This is a genomic window from Phyllobacterium endophyticum, from assembly GCF_003010935.1.
Taxonomy (GTDB): domain Bacteria; phylum Pseudomonadota; class Alphaproteobacteria; order Rhizobiales; family Rhizobiaceae; genus Phyllobacterium; species Phyllobacterium endophyticum.
In genome coordinates this window covers 79865-94379 of sequence record NZ_PGGN01000006.1, presented here as the reverse complement: position 1 = coordinate 94379, position 14515 = coordinate 79865, and the positions used below count along the sequence as shown (strand labels likewise).

At 57.1% G+C, this 14515-nt stretch carries 17 protein-coding genes; 10 read left to right on the top strand and 7 right to left on the bottom strand.

Translation table 11 applies throughout. The annotated features are described in order from the left end of the window. Positions 1–122 precede the first annotated feature (122 nt). Both xerD and CU100_RS23490 read right to left on the bottom strand, forming a co-directional pair. The gene (xerD, locus tag CU100_RS23495; RefSeq protein WP_106719072.1) at positions 123–1049 is read right to left on the bottom strand and encodes a site-specific tyrosine recombinase XerD; all 927 of its coding nucleotides are present in this window, start codon (positions 1047–1049) and stop codon (positions 123–125) included. Positions 1050–1053: 4 nt separating this feature from the next. Continuing rightward, positions 1054–1215: a histidine kinase gene (locus CU100_RS23490; RefSeq protein ID WP_106719071.1), complete on the bottom strand. Its 162-nt coding sequence runs from the start codon at positions 1213–1215 to the stop codon at positions 1054–1056. Between the two features lie 143 nt (positions 1216–1358). On the opposite strand from CU100_RS23490, the gene CU100_RS23485 reads away from it, so the two are divergent. The 3 genes from CU100_RS23485 to CU100_RS23475 are packed head-to-tail and all read left to right on the top strand — an operon-like array spanning position 1359 to position 4380. Next, entirely contained in the window at positions 1359–1979 is a 621-nt protein-coding gene (locus CU100_RS23485) for a shikimate kinase (protein ID WP_106719070.1), read from the top strand. Next, complete coding sequence (aroB, locus tag CU100_RS23480) at positions 1976–3100, top strand: 3-dehydroquinate synthase (protein WP_106719069.1); 1125 nt, start codon at positions 1976–1978, stop codon at positions 3098–3100. The genes CU100_RS23485 and aroB overlap by 4 nt, the downstream gene beginning before the upstream one ends. Beyond that, positions 3097–4380, top strand: a complete 1284-nt coding sequence (locus CU100_RS23475) for an HlyC/CorC family transporter (protein ID WP_106719068.1) — start codon at positions 3097–3099, stop codon at positions 4378–4380. Before aroB ends, CU100_RS23475 begins: the two co-directional genes overlap by 4 nt. Positions 4381–4387: 7 nt before the next feature. Here the strand turns inward: CU100_RS23475 and CU100_RS23470 are convergent, their stop codons facing one another. Beyond that, positions 4388–4690 (bottom strand): BolA family protein, encoded by a 303-nt coding sequence (locus tag CU100_RS23470; RefSeq protein WP_106719067.1) that lies wholly within the window; start codon positions 4688–4690, stop codon positions 4388–4390. A gap of 144 nt (positions 4691–4834) precedes the next feature. On the opposite strand from CU100_RS23470, the gene CU100_RS23465 reads away from it, so the two are divergent. From CU100_RS23465 to CU100_RS23450, 4 genes are all read left to right on the top strand, one after another. Next, entirely contained in the window at positions 4835–5488 is a 654-nt protein-coding gene (locus CU100_RS23465) for a J domain-containing protein (protein ID WP_106719066.1), read from the top strand. A gap of 86 nt (positions 5489–5574) precedes the next feature. Further along, a complete protein-coding gene (gene cobS / locus CU100_RS23460) occupies positions 5575–6561 on the top strand; it encodes a cobaltochelatase subunit CobS (protein ID WP_106719065.1) in 987 nt (328 codons plus the stop codon). A 12-nt stretch (positions 6562–6573) separates the two neighbouring features. Continuing rightward, positions 6574–8463, top strand: a complete 1890-nt coding sequence (cobT, locus tag CU100_RS23455) for a cobaltochelatase subunit CobT (RefSeq protein WP_106719064.1) — start codon at positions 6574–6576, stop codon at positions 8461–8463. 1 nt (position 8464) lies between these two features. Continuing rightward, positions 8465–9478, top strand: a complete 1014-nt coding sequence (locus CU100_RS23450; protein WP_106719063.1) for an esterase-like activity of phytase family protein — start codon at positions 8465–8467, stop codon at positions 9476–9478. On the opposite strand, the gene CU100_RS23445 is transcribed toward CU100_RS23450, so the two are convergent. Further along, the gene (locus CU100_RS23445; protein ID WP_106719062.1) at positions 9451–10101 is read right to left on the bottom strand and encodes a queuosine precursor transporter; all 651 of its coding nucleotides are present in this window, start codon (positions 10099–10101) and stop codon (positions 9451–9453) included. The two genes, CU100_RS23450 and CU100_RS23445, sit on opposite strands and share 28 nt — an antisense overlap. 79 nt (positions 10102–10180) lie before the next feature. Next, positions 10181–10480 (bottom strand): 50S ribosomal protein L28, encoded by a 300-nt coding sequence (rpmB, locus tag CU100_RS23440; protein ID WP_106719061.1) that lies wholly within the window; start codon positions 10478–10480, stop codon positions 10181–10183. 264 nt (positions 10481–10744) lie between these two features. Between rpmB and CU100_RS23435 the strand changes: the two genes are divergently transcribed. Together CU100_RS23435 and yddG are read left to right on the top strand one after the other, a co-directional pair. Next, positions 10745–11557: a DUF3108 domain-containing protein gene (locus CU100_RS23435; RefSeq protein WP_245419213.1), complete on the top strand. Its 813-nt coding sequence runs from the start codon at positions 10745–10747 to the stop codon at positions 11555–11557. Between the two features lie 38 nt (positions 11558–11595). After that, on the top strand, positions 11596–12489 hold the full coding sequence (gene yddG, locus CU100_RS23430) for an aromatic amino acid exporter YddG (RefSeq protein ID WP_106719059.1): 894 nt from the start codon (positions 11596–11598) through the stop codon (positions 12487–12489). On the opposite strand, the gene CU100_RS23425 is transcribed toward yddG, so the two are convergent. Both CU100_RS23425 and gloB read right to left on the bottom strand, forming a co-directional pair. Further along, a complete protein-coding gene (locus tag CU100_RS23425) occupies positions 12453–12884 on the bottom strand; it encodes a cupin domain-containing protein (RefSeq protein ID WP_106719058.1) in 432 nt (143 codons plus the stop codon). The two genes, yddG and CU100_RS23425, sit on opposite strands and share 37 nt — an antisense overlap. 2 nt (positions 12885–12886) lie before the next feature. Continuing rightward, on the bottom strand, positions 12887–13657 hold the full coding sequence (gene gloB, locus CU100_RS23420) for a hydroxyacylglutathione hydrolase (RefSeq protein ID WP_106719225.1): 771 nt from the start codon (positions 13655–13657) through the stop codon (positions 12887–12889). A gap of 110 nt (positions 13658–13767) precedes the next feature. Between gloB and CU100_RS23415 the strand changes: the two genes are divergently transcribed. Further along, positions 13768–14508 (top strand): class I SAM-dependent methyltransferase, encoded by a 741-nt coding sequence (locus tag CU100_RS23415; RefSeq protein ID WP_106719057.1) that lies wholly within the window; start codon positions 13768–13770, stop codon positions 14506–14508. Positions 14509–14515 lie beyond the last annotated feature (7 nt).

Sequence of the window (14515 nt, the reverse complement as noted above, 5' to 3'; positions counted from 1 at the left end):
AGGTGTGATGGTTATTTGGCCGGAATCTTGCGGTTCGCCGGCTTGCCGGAAATCAGTCTTTTCAACAGTCGCCACATGGCCGATCCGCCATTGAGTAGGCCACTCATCAGTGCGCCATTGGCTTAGTCTGCCAGGGGGTGATGCTCCGTGACAAGCTGGTGCAGCCGTTCCTCCATCACATGTGTGTATATTTGGGTGGTCGAGATATCCGAATGGCCGAGCAATTGCTGAACGGCACGCAGGTCCGCGCCGTTCTGCAACAGATGGCTGGCGAAGGCATGGCGCAACACATGCGGCGATATCACCGATGCCTTGAGACCTGCTCTCGCGGCAAGCCCCTTTAGTTCCCGTGCAAACACCTGTCGCGCCAGAAATCCGCTTTCGGATATGGCGGGGAACAGCCAGACGCTGGCCGATAAATCTGGCCGCGTATCGCGAACTGCCAGGTATCTGGCCATCGCGTCCCGGGCCTTGCCGGACAAAGGAACAACGCGGTCCTTCGATCCCTTTCCACGCACCATGAGGAACCGGCCGTCTGAGCGGGCAACCGTCACCGGCAGCCCGACGAGCTCGGAAACGCGCAGCCCAGTTGCGTAGAGAATTTCGAGAAGAGCATGCAGGCGCAACGCCTGGAGATGACCAGCATCGGATAATTCTTCGTCAAGGGTCTCTACCTCTGCGCGGGCAAGCAGTTTTTCAACGTCAGGCTCGCTGAGGATTTTTGGCAGTGATCGATCTTTTTTTGGCGTATCGAGTGTGCTGGTCGGATCGTCTGTTCGAATATTTTCCATGTATAGAAAGCGAAAGAACTGGCGCAAGGCCGAAAGTCGCCTCGCTTGCGAGGTGGCCGCATAGCCTCGGCCGGCAATTTCATCGAGATAGGAACGAATCGTTCCGGGTTCTGCAAAAGTCAGTTGAACCCCTGTTGCCAGGCTGAATCCGGCGGCGTCTTCGAGGTCCCGGCGGTACGAGTCCAGCGTGTTTTGGGCGGCGCCCCGTTCGGCACTCATCATTTCAAGAAAAGTTTCTATCGCTGCTGCTGCTCGCATCGGCTTACTTCGGCGTACCTGGTTTCGGATTCAGCTTTTCAGACGGGACGCGAATAGTCATTTCCGTCTGCGTCGGGTGCACGAAAGTCACCAGGGCGATCATTCCCGCATATATCAGGGCGGCGAGAATGGCGAGGGTGATGATCAATCGCGTAAGTGTCGGCATTTGCTGTTCGTATCGTCTTTTTATGTCTGAATATTGGGTTCCATAACCTTGCAACAAGAACCCTTATGATTTCATGAAGCGCTTAGAGGCTCTCGGCTTATAGTTGCTTGACGGCAGCACGGTTTTCCTGTCGAAACGCAGTTATGAATTCGACCGAAAATATCGCTGGGGCAATGCGAGTACCCGAGCTCGCAAAATCGATCCGGGAACGCCTTGGGCACAAGTCCATCGTGCTTGTCGGATTGATGGGCGCGGGCAAATCAACGGTCGGAAAAAAGCTGGCTTCAATGGTCGAGCTGCCATTCTTCGACGCGGATAACGAGATTGAAAAAGTCTCGACCATGACGATTCCAGAGCTATTCGAAGCCTATGGAGAAGCCGAATTTCGAGATCTCGAGCGGCGTGTAATCGCGCGAATGCTCGAGAGTGGGCCCATCGTACTTGCGACTGGCGGCGGAGCCTACATGAGTGAACTCACAAGAGAGGCGATTGCGTCGGAAGGTATTTCGCTCTGGCTGAAAGCCGAACTCGACGTGCTCATGGCCCGTGTTGCCCGCAAGCAGAACCGGCCGCTTCTGAGAAACGACAATCCTCGTGGCGTGATGGAGAGGCTGATGGTCGAGCGTCACCCGATTTATTCGCTCGCCGATCTGGTCGTGAACTCGCGCGATGAAAAGAAGGAGATCATTGCCTTGGAAGCCATGGAAGCAATTGCCGGTCATCTCCAAGGCGATACATCCAGCAATGAGGTATCCAGATCATGAACGATGCACCTGCGATCACCACGGTACCCGTGAAACTCGGCGATCGTTCATACGACATTCTCATCGGCGCAGGACTGATCGATCGGGCCGGAGCAGCGATTGCGAGCCGCGCAGGTTCGGTGCGCGTCGCGATTGTCAGCGACGAAACCGTCGCCGCTCTGCATCTTGATCGGCTCACGCGGAGCTTGTCGGGTGCCGGTATCGATTCTACGCCCATCCTGGTTACCGCCGGGGAAAAATCCAAGGGTTTTGCTACTCTGGAGGCGGTAACCAACGCAATTCTCGCCGCGCGCCTTGAGCGCGGAGATGTGGTGATTGCCTTCGGCGGCGGTGTCATCGGAGACCTCGCTGGGTTTGCGGCTGGCATAGCCCGCCGTGGCATGAGATTCATCCAGATGCCGACATCGCTGCTGGCGCAGGTTGATTCATCCGTCGGCGGCAAGACGGGCATCAACACAGCGCACGGCAAAAACCTCGTTGGCGTCTTTTATCAGCCGCAGCTGGTTCTGGCGGACACAGACGTTCTCGATACGTTGACGCCGCGCGAATTTCGGGCCGGCTACGCAGAGGTAGCAAAATACGGTCTGATTGACCGCTCTGACTTTTTTGCTTGGCTGGAGAAGAATTGGCGCGGCATTTTCGATGGTGGCCCGGAGCGAACAGAAGCCATTGCGGTATCGTGTCAATCCAAGGCGGACGTGGTTGCTCGTGACGAGAAAGAAACCGGTGACCGGGCGCTGCTAAACCTTGGCCATACATTTGGCCATGCGCTGGAAACCGCGACAAATTACGATTCGGCACGATTGGTGCATGGAGAAGGCGTGTCGATAGGTATTGTCCTGGCCCATCAGTTTTCCACGAAGATGAACCTGGCCAGCCAGGATGATGCGGGCCGTGTTGAGGCACATTTTCGGCAGGTGGGACTGCCGGTCTCGATTGGGGACATTCCTGGAGAGCTACCTTCCGCGGAGAAGCTGATGGACTACATCGCCCAGGACAAGAAGGTTGCGCGCGGAGCGCTCACCTTCATTTTGACTCGCGGCATTGGTCAAGCCTTTATCGCAAAGGACGTCCCCCCCTCCGCTGTGCTAAGCTTTTTGCAGGAGAAGCACCCGACATGACATTGGAAATCTGGATCTTTTGCGGAGTTATATTCGGTTTGATCCTCATTTCCGCATTGTTCGCGGGCTCCGAAACGGCACTGACCGCCGTATCACGAGCGCGGATGCATCGCTTGTCAAATCGCGGCGACAGCCGGGCAAAGATAGTCGACACCCTTATCGAGAAACGCGACCGGCTCATCGGTGTCATGCTCATCGGCAACAATCTGATCAATATTCTCGCCTCCTCGTTGACAACGAGCATGTTGCTGGACCTCTTTGGGCAGGCGGGCGTCGCTTATGCGACGGCAATCATGACTGTATTGCTCGTCGTCTTTGCTGAGGTTTTGCCGAAATCCTGGGCAGTCTCCAATCCGGATCGCAATGCGCTGTCGCTTGTCCGCTTTGCCCAAACCGCCGTGTTCGTGTTCGGCCCCATCTCGGACCTTGTCAATTGGATCGTGCGCCAGATACTCGCATTGTTCGGCATCAATCTCGCTGCAGGCGCCTCAATGTTGTCCGCACAGGAAGAACTGCGTGGCACGGTCGATTTCTTGCACAAGGAAGGTTCGGTCGTTAAGGGCGACAGGGATCAGATCGGCGGCCTCCTCGACCTGCGGGAGTTAGAAGTTTATGATGTGATGATTCACCGGACCGATATGGACTCGGTCAATGCGGATGATCCCATCGAGACCATAATTACGGAAATCCTTGCCAGCCATCATACCCGAATTCCGATCTGGAAAGATGCGAACGACAATATCGTCGGTGTTGTCCATGCAAAGGATCTCGTGCGTGCTATTCGCGATGCGAACCGGGATTTTTCGAAGATCAACATTATGAAGGTGGCGACGAAGCCATGGTTCGTTCCGGACACGACCAGCCTTCAGGATCAGCTCAACGCGTTCTTGAGACGAAAAGCCCATATTGCCATCGTTGTTGATGAATATGGCGACGTGCAGGGATTGATTACCCTTGAAGACATCCTTGAAGAGATTGTCGGTGATATCGCCGACGAGCATGATATCGACGTTCAGGGGTGCCGGCCGCAACCGGATGGCTCGGTTCTGGTGGATGGATCAGTGCCGATACGCGATCTTAATCGGGCTCTCGACTGGCAATTGCCCGACGCGGAAGCGACGACGATTGCAGGACTCGTGATTCACGAGACCCAGAGTATCCCCAAGGAGAAGCAGGCATTCACCTTTCACGGCAAGCGGTTCACGATACTTAAGCGGGAGAAGAACCGAATCACGCGATTGCGCATCCGGCCTATCGGAGATGACGACAAGGCGAGCTAGCCGCCCGCTACCCGCGGGTTGCCTCTCCCGGCGCCGCGGGTTCAAGTGCCAGCGCATGGACGCTGCCCTTCAGCTCTTCCTGCAACACTTCATTGATGGCCCGGTGACGCGCCACACGCGACAGGCCGGCGAAGGCTTCCGCGACAATCCGCACACGAAAATGCGTTTCGCCTGAACCGTCAAATGTGCCATGATGGTTCCCGTCAGAATGATGGTGGCCCGCATGCAGATGGCTTTCATTGATGACTGCCAACGAAACAGGATGAAAAGCCTGCATCAGTTTGTTTTCGATCACTGACTGAGTGGACATTTCGTTCTCCCGCGCCCATATGGTAGTTTCACTTGGCAAATCCATTCATGATCACAAATTTACCGCCATTTCAGGCGTTAGGTCGATCCATGGGTAAATGTCAATTCTTGTTCCACAAACCGATCCGTTGATGATTCTGATTCAATGACCTCTAGTTCGAAATATTTTGACAGCATCCGCATCCGCCCGAAAAAGGCGGACGAGGAGAAATCGCGCACGCCCGTCTGCCAGTGGGATGGTTGCGACAAGCCCGGTCCGCATCGTGCGCCCGTTGGCCGGGAGAAGGAAGGCGAGTTCTTCCATTTCTGCATCGACCATGTGCGCGAGTATAACAAAGGTTACAATTATTTCTCCGGCCTCTCGGACGCCGAGGTCGCGCGCTACCAGAAGGAAGCGCTGACAGGTGACCGCCCGACCTGGACTGTCGCCGGGTTGCCCGGAAGCGGGGCGGGAGCCAGCGCCAGTACCCGCGCTCAAGCGAGCGCCAGCGCCAAGACGTCTCCCGATTTCTCGAAATTGCGTTCGGGTCGCGCGGCATATCAGAACAGGTTTCGTGACCCCAATAGCGTTTTCAATGAGGCTCGGGTGCATGTCCGCAAGCTCAAGCCATTGGAGTCGAAAGCACTGGATACGCTCGGGCTTGGCGCAAAAGCCACTGGCGAAGACATAAAGTCGCGCTATAAGGAACTTGTGAAGATCCATCACCCCGATGCTAACGGCGGTGACAGGGCTTCCGAGGATCGTTTCCGTGACGTAATCCAGGCCTATCAATTGCTCAAAGCCGCTGGTTTCTGCTAACGCGTTATTGAGCCGAATTCGGGACCTCACAGCGGGGTTCCAAACTATCTTTATGCGTCTGCGCGTGCAGTCGCGCTGGAGGCATGATGAATAAGGTTGATCGCGATATTGCGAATTTGCCGGATACAACGGTTTCTGCTGCGAAGTTGTTTGGTTTTGACACCGATATGATGGTTCCTGCCTATAAGGCGGGCGACGCCTACGTGCCGGAAATCGATACGGACTATCTGTTCGACAAACAAACGACGCTGGCCATCCTCGCGGGTTTCGCCTTCAACCGCCGCGTCATGGTTTCCGGTTACCATGGTACTGGAAAGTCGACCCATATCGAGCAGGTCGCGGCGCGGCTGAACTGGCCCTGCGTGCGTGTCAACCTCGACAGCCACGTCAGCCGCATCGACCTTGTCGGCAAGGACGCGATCGTCGTCAAGGAAGGTATGCAGATTACCGAATTTCGGGATGGCATTCTGCCGTGGGCCTACCAGCACAACGTCGCCCTGGTGTTCGATGAGTACGATGCCGGGCGTCCGGATGTAATGTTCGTCATTCAGCGGGTGCTCGAATCATCGGGCCGTCTGACGTTGCTGGATCAGAGCCGCGTTATCCGCCCACACCCGGCGTTTCGCCTGTTCGCAACGGCAAACACGGTTGGCCTTGGTGATACGACGGGCCTTTACCATGGAACGCAACAGATCAACCAGGCTCAGATGGACCGCTGGTCCATCGTGACGACGCTCAACTACCTGCCGCACGACAACGAGGCAGCCATCGTTGCGGCCAAGGCCAAGCACTATCAGAACAAGGAAGGCAAGGAGATCGTCTCGAAGATGGTGCGCGTTGCCGATATGACGCGCGCTGCGTTCATCAATGGCGACCTGTCGACTGTCATGAGCCCGCGCACTGTGATCACATGGGCGGAAAACGCCGATATCTTCAAGGATGTGGGTTTTGCCTTCCGCCTGACCTTCCTCAATAAGTGCGACGAACTGGAACGCCCGCTCGTTGCCGAGTTCTATCAGCGGGCCTTCGGCAAGGAACTGCCAGAGTCCACAGCCAATGTAGTCATTGGCTGAGCGTCCGGTCAGATGGCGGGCCCGGGAGACAATTCACGTGCAAACCCGAAAGGGCCGGTTGATGCCGAGCCTTTCAAGCGCGCGCTCACCGCGTGCATGCGCGCAATTGCCGGTGACCATGAGATGGAAGTCGGCTTCGGTAATGACAAGCCGGCGCTGACAGGCCATCGTGCGCGGCTCCCCGATTTGCCCAAACGGCCGACGGCCAATGACGTTGCTGTCACGCGCGGCCTAGGCGATTCGATGGCGCTGCGCAAAGCTTGCCACAATGATCGTATTCACGCGACGCTGGCGCCCGAAGGCAAACAGGCGAGGGCGATCTTCGACGCCGTCGAGCAGGCCCGTGTGGAGGCTATCGGCGCACTGCGTATGGATGGCGTCGCCGAGAACCTGACCTCGATGCTGTCAGACAAATATGCCCGTGCCAATTTCCCCGCAATAACGGATAAAGCAGAAGCCCCCCTGGAAGAAGCAGTGGCACTGCTGGTCCGTGAGAAGCTGACCGGCCGCAAGGCTCCGGTATCAGCCGGCAACGTGCTTGACCTGTGGCGTGACTGGATCGAGGAAAAAGCTTCGGACGATCTCGATCATCTCGGTGCCAAGATAAACGATCAGAACGCATTTGCTCGGGTGGTGCGTGAAATGCTGGCTTCCATGGAGATGGCCGAAGAGCTTGCGCAGGAGAGCCAGGAAGACGACAGCCAGAACGACAACGAAGACTCGCCCGAACCTGAAGAAAACAACGAAGGCGGGTCGGACGAGAACGAAGGCAGTGACGCGTCCGAGAATGATGAATCCGATACTTCGAGCGACGACAGCCAGTCCGGCGAAACCGAAGCCGCCGATGCATCGTCCGATGATATGGATGAAGATTCAGACGCGGATGCGGAGATCCCTGGCGAGGCGCGCCGCCCCAACCAGCCTTTCTCCAATCTCGGCAGTGAAAGCGGATACAAGATTTTCACGCAGGAGTTCGACGAAACGACAGACGCGGAAGAGCTCTGCGACGAGGCCGAACTGGAACGCTTGCGGGCTTTCCTCGACAAGCAGCTCGCCAATCTTTCCGCCGTCGTTGGACGCCTGGCAAACAAGCTGCAACGCCGTCTTATGGCACAGCAAAACCGCTCGTGGGATTTCGATCTGGAAGAGGGCTACCTCGACAGCGCCCGTCTTGTGCGCATTGTGATAGATCCGACACAACCGCTTTCCTACAAGCAGGAGCGCGACACAGACTTCCGCGACACTGTGGTCACTCTCCTGATCGACAACTCCGGTTCAATGCGCGGAAGGCCTATTACAGTTGCGGCTACATGCGCGGATATTCTGGCGAGAACGCTGGAGCGCTGTGGTGTGAAGGTTGAAATTCTCGGGTTCACCACAAAGGCCTGGAAGGGCGGTCAGGCGCGTGAAGCCTGGTTGGAGCGCGGCAAACCCGCCAATCCCGGTCGTCTCAACGATCTGCGCCACATTGTCTACAAGCGTGCTGACGCCCCATGGCGGCGCTCGCGGCGCAATCTTGGATTGATGATGCGGGAAGGCCTCCTGAAGGAGAATATTGACGGTGAGGCGCTGATATGGGCGCACCAGCGGCTGCTTGGTCGTCCCGAGCAGCGGCGCATCCTGATGATGATCTCGGATGGAGCTCCGGTCGATGACAGCACGCTGTCCGTCAATCCGGGCAACTATCTGGAGCGGCATTTGCGCGCCGTGATCGAGGAAATCGAAACACGTTCGCCGGTTGAGTTGATCGCCATTGGTATCGGTCATGATGTGACCCGGTACTATCGCCGCGCTGTCACCATCGTCGATGCAGAGGAGCTTGCCGGTGCCATGACGGAACAGCTGGCTTCGCTATTTGAAGAACCGGAGCGCTCGAGCCCAAAAAAATCGGCGCGGCGATAGCATGAGCCTAACCGCGCAGGTTCTTCGGCGCGCAGCAGTTTGCCTTACAATCATCGGTGCCTTTCCAACTGTGGCAGAAGAGAGCGAGGGTGTTTCGCCTGCGATCATAGGCTGCCGTGTTATCTCGAATTTTCGTATTGGATCTTCGGCGAAGCAATTCGGTGCGCTGGAATTCGTCGGCGGTCTGGAAATGGCCTCTGCAAGTTCCGATTTTGGCGGGCTCTCCGCCTTTCGCTACCTCGATTCCGGGAGCAGATTTCTTGGCGTCACTGATACAGGCTTCTGGTATGCCGGCACAATGCAGCGCGACGAGAAGGGCAGGCCTGCATCGATTGCAAATTTCCGGTTGGCGCCGATTCAGAGCGACCAGGGTATTCCCGTCGAGGGCAAGTGGAACTCCGATGCCGAAGGGATGAGTGTTTCCGGCGATACCGTTACAGTCTCGTTCGAACGCATTCACCGAATTGAAGAATATCGGTTGGACGTTGAGAACTTCGCTTCGACGCCAAAGAATATTCCCCTACCCATCCCGCGTGACGAGCTGCGAAACAATCGTGGCCTCGAAGCTGTTGCCGTGGCGCCAGCGTCAAGCCCGCTGCGCGGCGCGCGCGTTGCCGTGACTGAAAAAAGCATCAACAGGGCCGGAGATATGTTTGGCGCCATATTGGAGGGGCCGCAGAAAGGTGTCTTCTTCGTCAAACGACTGGATGACTTCGACGTCAGCGATGGGGATTTCCTCCCCAACGGCGACTTGCTGCTACTTGAGCGCCGCTTCAGCATGGCAAGCGGCGTGGTCCTTAGAATACGGCGGATCGCTGCAGGAGATATCAGGCCGGGCGCAACGGTAGATGGCCCGTTCATCCTGCACGCCGACATGCGCGACCAGATAGACAACATGGAGGGACTTGACGTTTGGCAGGCGGATGACGGTTCTACCCGACTTTCACTCGTGTCAGACGACAACCACTCTATCGTGCAGCGGAATCTTTATCTGGAATTCCGGCTTGCCGAGTAGATAGCAGGCGCGAAAATCGCGAGGATGGCCCCATACGGCACGAGCATCACGACAGCCATGAACATCTTGACCATCAGATCGCCGATGCCAAGCGACATCCACAAGGGAATTTCCCTGCCAAAGAAAGGCACCAGCATGGCAAGCGACGAGTCGGCGTGTCCTGTGGCGGCGTCGATCCAGGCGAAGTTTGCGGCAAAAGCGATCGAAAAAAACAGGAGCGTGTCGAGAAGTGAACCGAAGATGGCCGAGGCGAAAGGCGCTTTCCACCAGGTCAATTGGCGCAACTTGTTGAATACAGTGATGTCAAGGAGCTGGGCTGTCAGGAACGCAGTGCCGGAAGCGATTGCGATGCGTGGTGTGGCAAGCCAGATCGACAGAATGACGGCAATAGTGAACCCGGCGTAGACGACCCTGCGCGCAAATGCCGGGCCGAATGTGCGGTTTGCAAGATCGTTGACCAGAAATGCTATGGGATAGGTGAAGGCGCCATAGGTAAGTATGTCCCCCATTCCAAAATGATTGAAAGGATACTGAACCAGGATGTTCGATGCGGCAACCACCGCGCACATGGCCAGAACGGGAAGAATGAAGTCTGAAAAGCTATAGGCGCGTTGCAGCGACATTTTTTTATCCTGGGTAATGGAACCAGCTCTTGGCCAGCATGTGCTGGCCCTGACGACTAGAAACGGACGGGATTGCTGATCAAGCAGCGACAGGAGCTTCGAGAAGCTTCTTGGCGATTTGGCGCTTCAGGAGGCGAGCGCGCTGCGACAGCTCCTTCTCGTCAGCCTTGACCAGAAATGCGTCCAAACCACCGCGATGCTCAACGGTGCGCAATGCATGTGCCGATACACGAAGACGATAGCTCTGCCCGAGTGCTTCGGAGATAAGCGTGACATGGCAAAGATTCGGCAAGAAGCGGCGGCGCGTCCTGTTGTTCGCGTGGCTCACATTGTTACCATACTGTACCGACTTAGCGGTCAATTCACATGTGCGGGACATCTGGTCTCACCTTTAATTTTTTCATTCGCCTGTGTCCGGATATTTCCTGCTACCATCGCACGTCGCCGTGCAGCGGCTCGCTTATCGGACGGGCGGCCTATTGGGAAGTCGCGTTTCTATAGTGATATGGGTCGTGCGCGTCAAGTGCACATATACCATGTTTGACGCCGGTTTTGTATAATGCACGCCAGCTTTGCAATGTTTATCACAACTTTGCCTGCTTTGTGCGCTCGAACAATGATTGCAGGGATGCTTCGGACGAGAATGACGAAAATGGAAGCCAAGAAGCAGTATGCCATCCGCACATTCATGTTAATGCCGCTCACTACGCTGATGCTGGGGACATGTTCAGCGCAGGGCGCTCAGTCCTATCAAACAGATTATCGTGTCTCGCTTTTCGGCCTGTCGATCGCCAAGGCAAGTTTTTCAACCGATGTTTCCGATGACCGGACTTATAAGGTTGTCGGGTCTCTTTCCAGCTCGGGTCTGGCCAGCCTGTTCGACGACACGAGCGGCAGGCTCGATGTTGCCGGCCGATTCGCCAACACTGGTCCCATGCCGACTCACTATGCGGTAAAATACCGGCACGGGAACCGCGACAAGAGCACATCGATCGCCTTTGCGGACGGCAATGTGACGAATGCTGTCAATGTGCCTCCGATTAAAAAGAAGAACAATTGGGTAGACTTGAAACCTGCTGATCTTAGATCGGTCGCCGATCCCATTTCGGGGGTGATGGTGGCAGCAGACAGTCTTGATCAGGTCTGCCGCCAGACGTTGCACCTGTTCGATGGCCAGACGCGCGTTGATCTGAAACTTTCTCCTTCCGGCAGGGCACGGCCTTTCGCGACCAAAGGTTTCAAGGGAAACGCTATCACGTGCTCAGCCAAGTTCGTCCCCCTCGCGGGCTTCCAGGCAGGTCGGAAAGCCATCGAATACCTGAAGAACTCCAGCAAGATCAGTCTCACCTTTGCATCTCTTGGCAACTCCGCTATCTATTCGCCGGTGCAGGCGAAGATCGGCACGCAGATCGGGACGGTGACTGTTTACGCAACCCGTTTTGAAAAGACGCAATAGACGCGGCCAGATAGCCGCCTTCGAACCCGGGGTGCTGTTTGGCTACGTTCATTGGTTTTCTTGCGATTATCATGTGGGCGATGCTCGCGCTTTTCACTGATATTTCGGGGAAAGTTCCACCATTTCAGCTGACCGCCATGACGTTTGCGATCGGAGCGTGTCTCGGGGTGGTCTCGTGGCTCTGGCGTCCGGGCGCTGCGCGGCATCTGCGCCAGCCCGCAAAGGTCTGGCTGCTCGGTGTTGCCGGGCTATTCGGCTATCACTTCCTCTATTTTACAGCCTTGCGCAACGCACCGGCTGTCGACGCGAGCCTCATCGCCTACCTGTGGCCGTTGTTCATCGTGGTCGGCTCCGCGCTGATGCCGGGCGAAAAGCTCCGCTGGTTCCACGTTCTCGGCACAGTTCTGGGCTTGGCTGGGACAGTGCTGATCATAACGAAAGGCGGCGGCCCCGGGTTCGATCCGCGGTTCGCCTTCGGCTACGCGATGGCGGGGCTTTGCGCCCTGACCTGGGCGGCTTATTCATTGCTTTCGCGGCGTTTTTCTGAAGTCCCCACGGACGCTGTGACCGGCTTTTGTATAGCTACGTCGATATTCTCGCTGATTTCGCACCTGTTGCTCGAGCAGACGGTCTGGCCGGAAGGGTCCGTTCAGTGGCTCGCCGTGCTCGGCCTCGGTCTCTTTCCAGTAGGAGCGGCCTTCTACGTCTGGGACTACGGCGTCAAGCGCGGCAATATACAGGTACTTGGCGCTGCCAGCTATGCGGCGCCGTTGCTTTCGACGCTCGTGCTGATCATCGCGGGCGTGACGGAGCCGACGGAGCGCGTGACGCTGGCTTGTCTCTTGATTACACTGGGTGCGGTCATCGCCGCCAAAGACATGCTCTTCAGACGCCGTCAGGGTTCCCAGCCAGGTTCTGCCATCTCGAACTGAGCGAAATCAAATCCAGGTGCGACCGTGCAGCCGACAAGGGTCCATTCGCCAAGGCTCCTGGCAGTTTGCCATTGTCCTGCCGGAACAACAGCTTGCGGGCGCTGTCCTTGCGCGAGGTCAAGCCCGAGCGTGTGAGATTCCTGCGGTGATCCCTGGGAGGCAATCGTCAAGAGCAAAGGCGCTCCACCATACCAGTGCCAAACCTCGGCGGCATCCCTGACACGGTGCCAGGCCGAAACTTGGCCTTCCTCAAGAAGAAAGTAGATGGCCGTGGAATAACCGCGACCGCCCTGTGGCCAGTCGCCTTGGTTGTCGCGGAAAGTTTGGACATAAGAGCCGCCTTCCGGATGGGGCTCAAGTCCAAGGTGTCGGCGAATATCCTCTGCGGTCAGCATGATCAGAAATTGTCCTTGCGTTTACGAATCTCAGCAAAGACCGCCTCGTCGGTTGCATCTTCCATGTTCAGATTCTTGCGAATTGCCGCATCGTGCCAGCGGAGAAACGGATTGGTCGCCATCTCACGCATGAGTGTTGTCGGCAATGTGGGCAGACCCGCTTCCCGCAACGTGTTGATCTGCCTGGCTCGTTCCTTGAGCGCCGAGTTTTCCGGGTCGATCGTCAGGGCGAAGCGGGCATTGCTCTCGCTGTACTCGTGGCCGCAATAGATCTCCGTTTCACTTGGCAGCGCGAGCAGTCGCTGCAGCGACTTGAACATGGTGACAGGCGTACCCTCGAAAAGCCGCCCGCAGCCGAGCGAGAACAGCGTGTCGCCAGTGAAAACGACCTTGGCGGCGGGGATGTGAAACGAGATCTCGCCGGCAGTGTGCCCTGGCGTGGAAATAACCTCCACATCAAACCTGCCGAACTTGAAGCGATCGCCATGGCCAACGCCGCGGTCCAAGCCCGGAATTTTCGATTTTTCGTCCTCCGGCCCTATGATTTCCACGCCGAAGCGCTTCTTGAGCGCGAGGTTGGCTTCGACGTGATCCGTGTGATGGTGAGTTGTGAAGACATGAGTAAGGTTCCAGCCGCGTCGCTTGAGCGCGTCGAGAATTGGCTGTTCCTCGGGGGCATCGATGGACGCGGTCAGACCGGTTTCGGGGTCGTGGACCAGCACGCCGAAATTATCACTGCGCGCCGCGAACTGTTCTATCTGCAATGGGGACATGGCCGTTCTCTCTTTCTTTCGAGGCGCACGATAGTCCTGCTGGCGCCAGCGCCGCAACCCATGACTCAGCCGATTGTTGATGTTCTCATCTTCCATGTTACGTTGCGCCCATGCATCTCGACATAATCGATCTTCGTTCATTCTACGCCTCGACTCTCGGCCGCCTGACCGAGCGCTTCATTACGATGGCATTGGCACCGATCTGGCCGAAGCTGCCGGGTGAGCGCCTCGTCGGTCTGGGTTACGCCGTTCCTTACCTCGACCGTTTCCGCGGCGATACGGAGCGGACGTTCGCATTCATGCCGGCAGGACAGGGCGCTGCGAGCTGGCCGCCAGCCGAGCCATCGGCTACAGCGTTGATTTTCGAAGAAGAATTGCCGTTACCCGACTCGGCAGTGGACAGAATTCTGATGATCCATGCGTTGGAACATGCCGAAGATCCACGCGAAACGCTCAAGGAAATGTGGCGGGCGCTTGCTCCCAACGGCCGGCTCGTCATCGTCGTTCCGAACCGGCGCGGGCTGTGGGCGAGGTTCGAACATACGCCGTTCGGAAGCGGCCGGCCCTATAGCCGGGGCCAGCTGACCCGCCTGCTGAGGGAGGCGAATTTCACGCCGGGTCCCTGGTGCGAAGCGCTGTTCTTTCCGCCGTCTTCGCGAAAATCGATGATGCGCCCGGCATCGTTGTTCGAGCGGGCAGGCAGGCGGTTCTGGCCAATGTTTTCTGGCGTTTTGATCGTCGAAGCGCAAAAACGCATCTATCAGGGACTGCCCGTCGCCAAACGCGCGTCGCGCCGCGTGTTCGTGCCGGTCCTTGCGCCGCAAGGCACCGCAAGCACGAGTTCGCGTTGATGCAACC

Excerpts from the sequence above, each read along its gene's own strand:
- CU100_RS23470 (WP_106719067.1), bottom strand. The coding sequence starts at position 4,690 with ATGTCCACTCAGTCAGTGATCGAAAACAAACTGATGCAGGCTTTTCAT.
- rpmB (WP_106719061.1), bottom strand. The coding sequence starts at position 10,480 with ATGTCCCGCACATGTGAATTGACCGCTAAGTCGGTACAGTATGGTAAC.
- CU100_RS23425 (WP_106719058.1), bottom strand. The coding sequence starts at position 12,884 with ATGCTGACCGCAGAGGATATTCGCCGACACCTTGGACTTGAGCCCCAT.
- gloB (WP_106719225.1), bottom strand. The coding sequence starts at position 13,657 with ATGTCCCCATTGCAGATAGAACAGTTCGCGGCGCGCAGTGATAATTTC.
- CU100_RS23415 (WP_106719057.1), top strand. The coding sequence starts at position 13,768 with ATGCATCTCGACATAATCGATCTTCGTTCATTCTACGCCTCGACTCTC.
- aroB (WP_106719069.1), top strand. The coding sequence starts at position 1,976 with ATGAACGATGCACCTGCGATCACCACGGTACCCGTGAAACTCGGCGAT.
- cobS (WP_106719065.1), top strand. The coding sequence starts at position 5,575 with ATGAATAAGGTTGATCGCGATATTGCGAATTTGCCGGATACAACGGTT.
- CU100_RS23490 (WP_106719071.1), bottom strand. The coding sequence starts at position 1,215 with ATGCCGACACTTACGCGATTGATCATCACCCTCGCCATTCTCGCCGCC.
- CU100_RS23445 (WP_106719062.1), bottom strand. The coding sequence starts at position 10,101 with ATGTCGCTGCAACGCGCCTATAGCTTTTCAGACTTCATTCTTCCCGTT.
- CU100_RS23450 (WP_106719063.1), top strand. The coding sequence starts at position 8,465 with ATGAGCCTAACCGCGCAGGTTCTTCGGCGCGCAGCAGTTTGCCTTACA.
- CU100_RS23435 (WP_245419213.1), top strand. The coding sequence starts at position 10,745 with ATGACGAAAATGGAAGCCAAGAAGCAGTATGCCATCCGCACATTCATG.
- xerD (WP_106719072.1), bottom strand. The coding sequence starts at position 1,049 with ATGCGAGCAGCAGCAGCGATAGAAACTTTTCTTGAAATGATGAGTGCC.
- cobT (WP_106719064.1), top strand. The coding sequence starts at position 6,574 with ATGGCGGGCCCGGGAGACAATTCACGTGCAAACCCGAAAGGGCCGGTT.
- CU100_RS23465 (WP_106719066.1), top strand. The coding sequence starts at position 4,835 with ATGACCTCTAGTTCGAAATATTTTGACAGCATCCGCATCCGCCCGAAA.
- CU100_RS23475 (WP_106719068.1), top strand. The coding sequence starts at position 3,097 with ATGACATTGGAAATCTGGATCTTTTGCGGAGTTATATTCGGTTTGATC.
- CU100_RS23485 (WP_106719070.1), top strand. The coding sequence starts at position 1,359 with ATGAATTCGACCGAAAATATCGCTGGGGCAATGCGAGTACCCGAGCTC.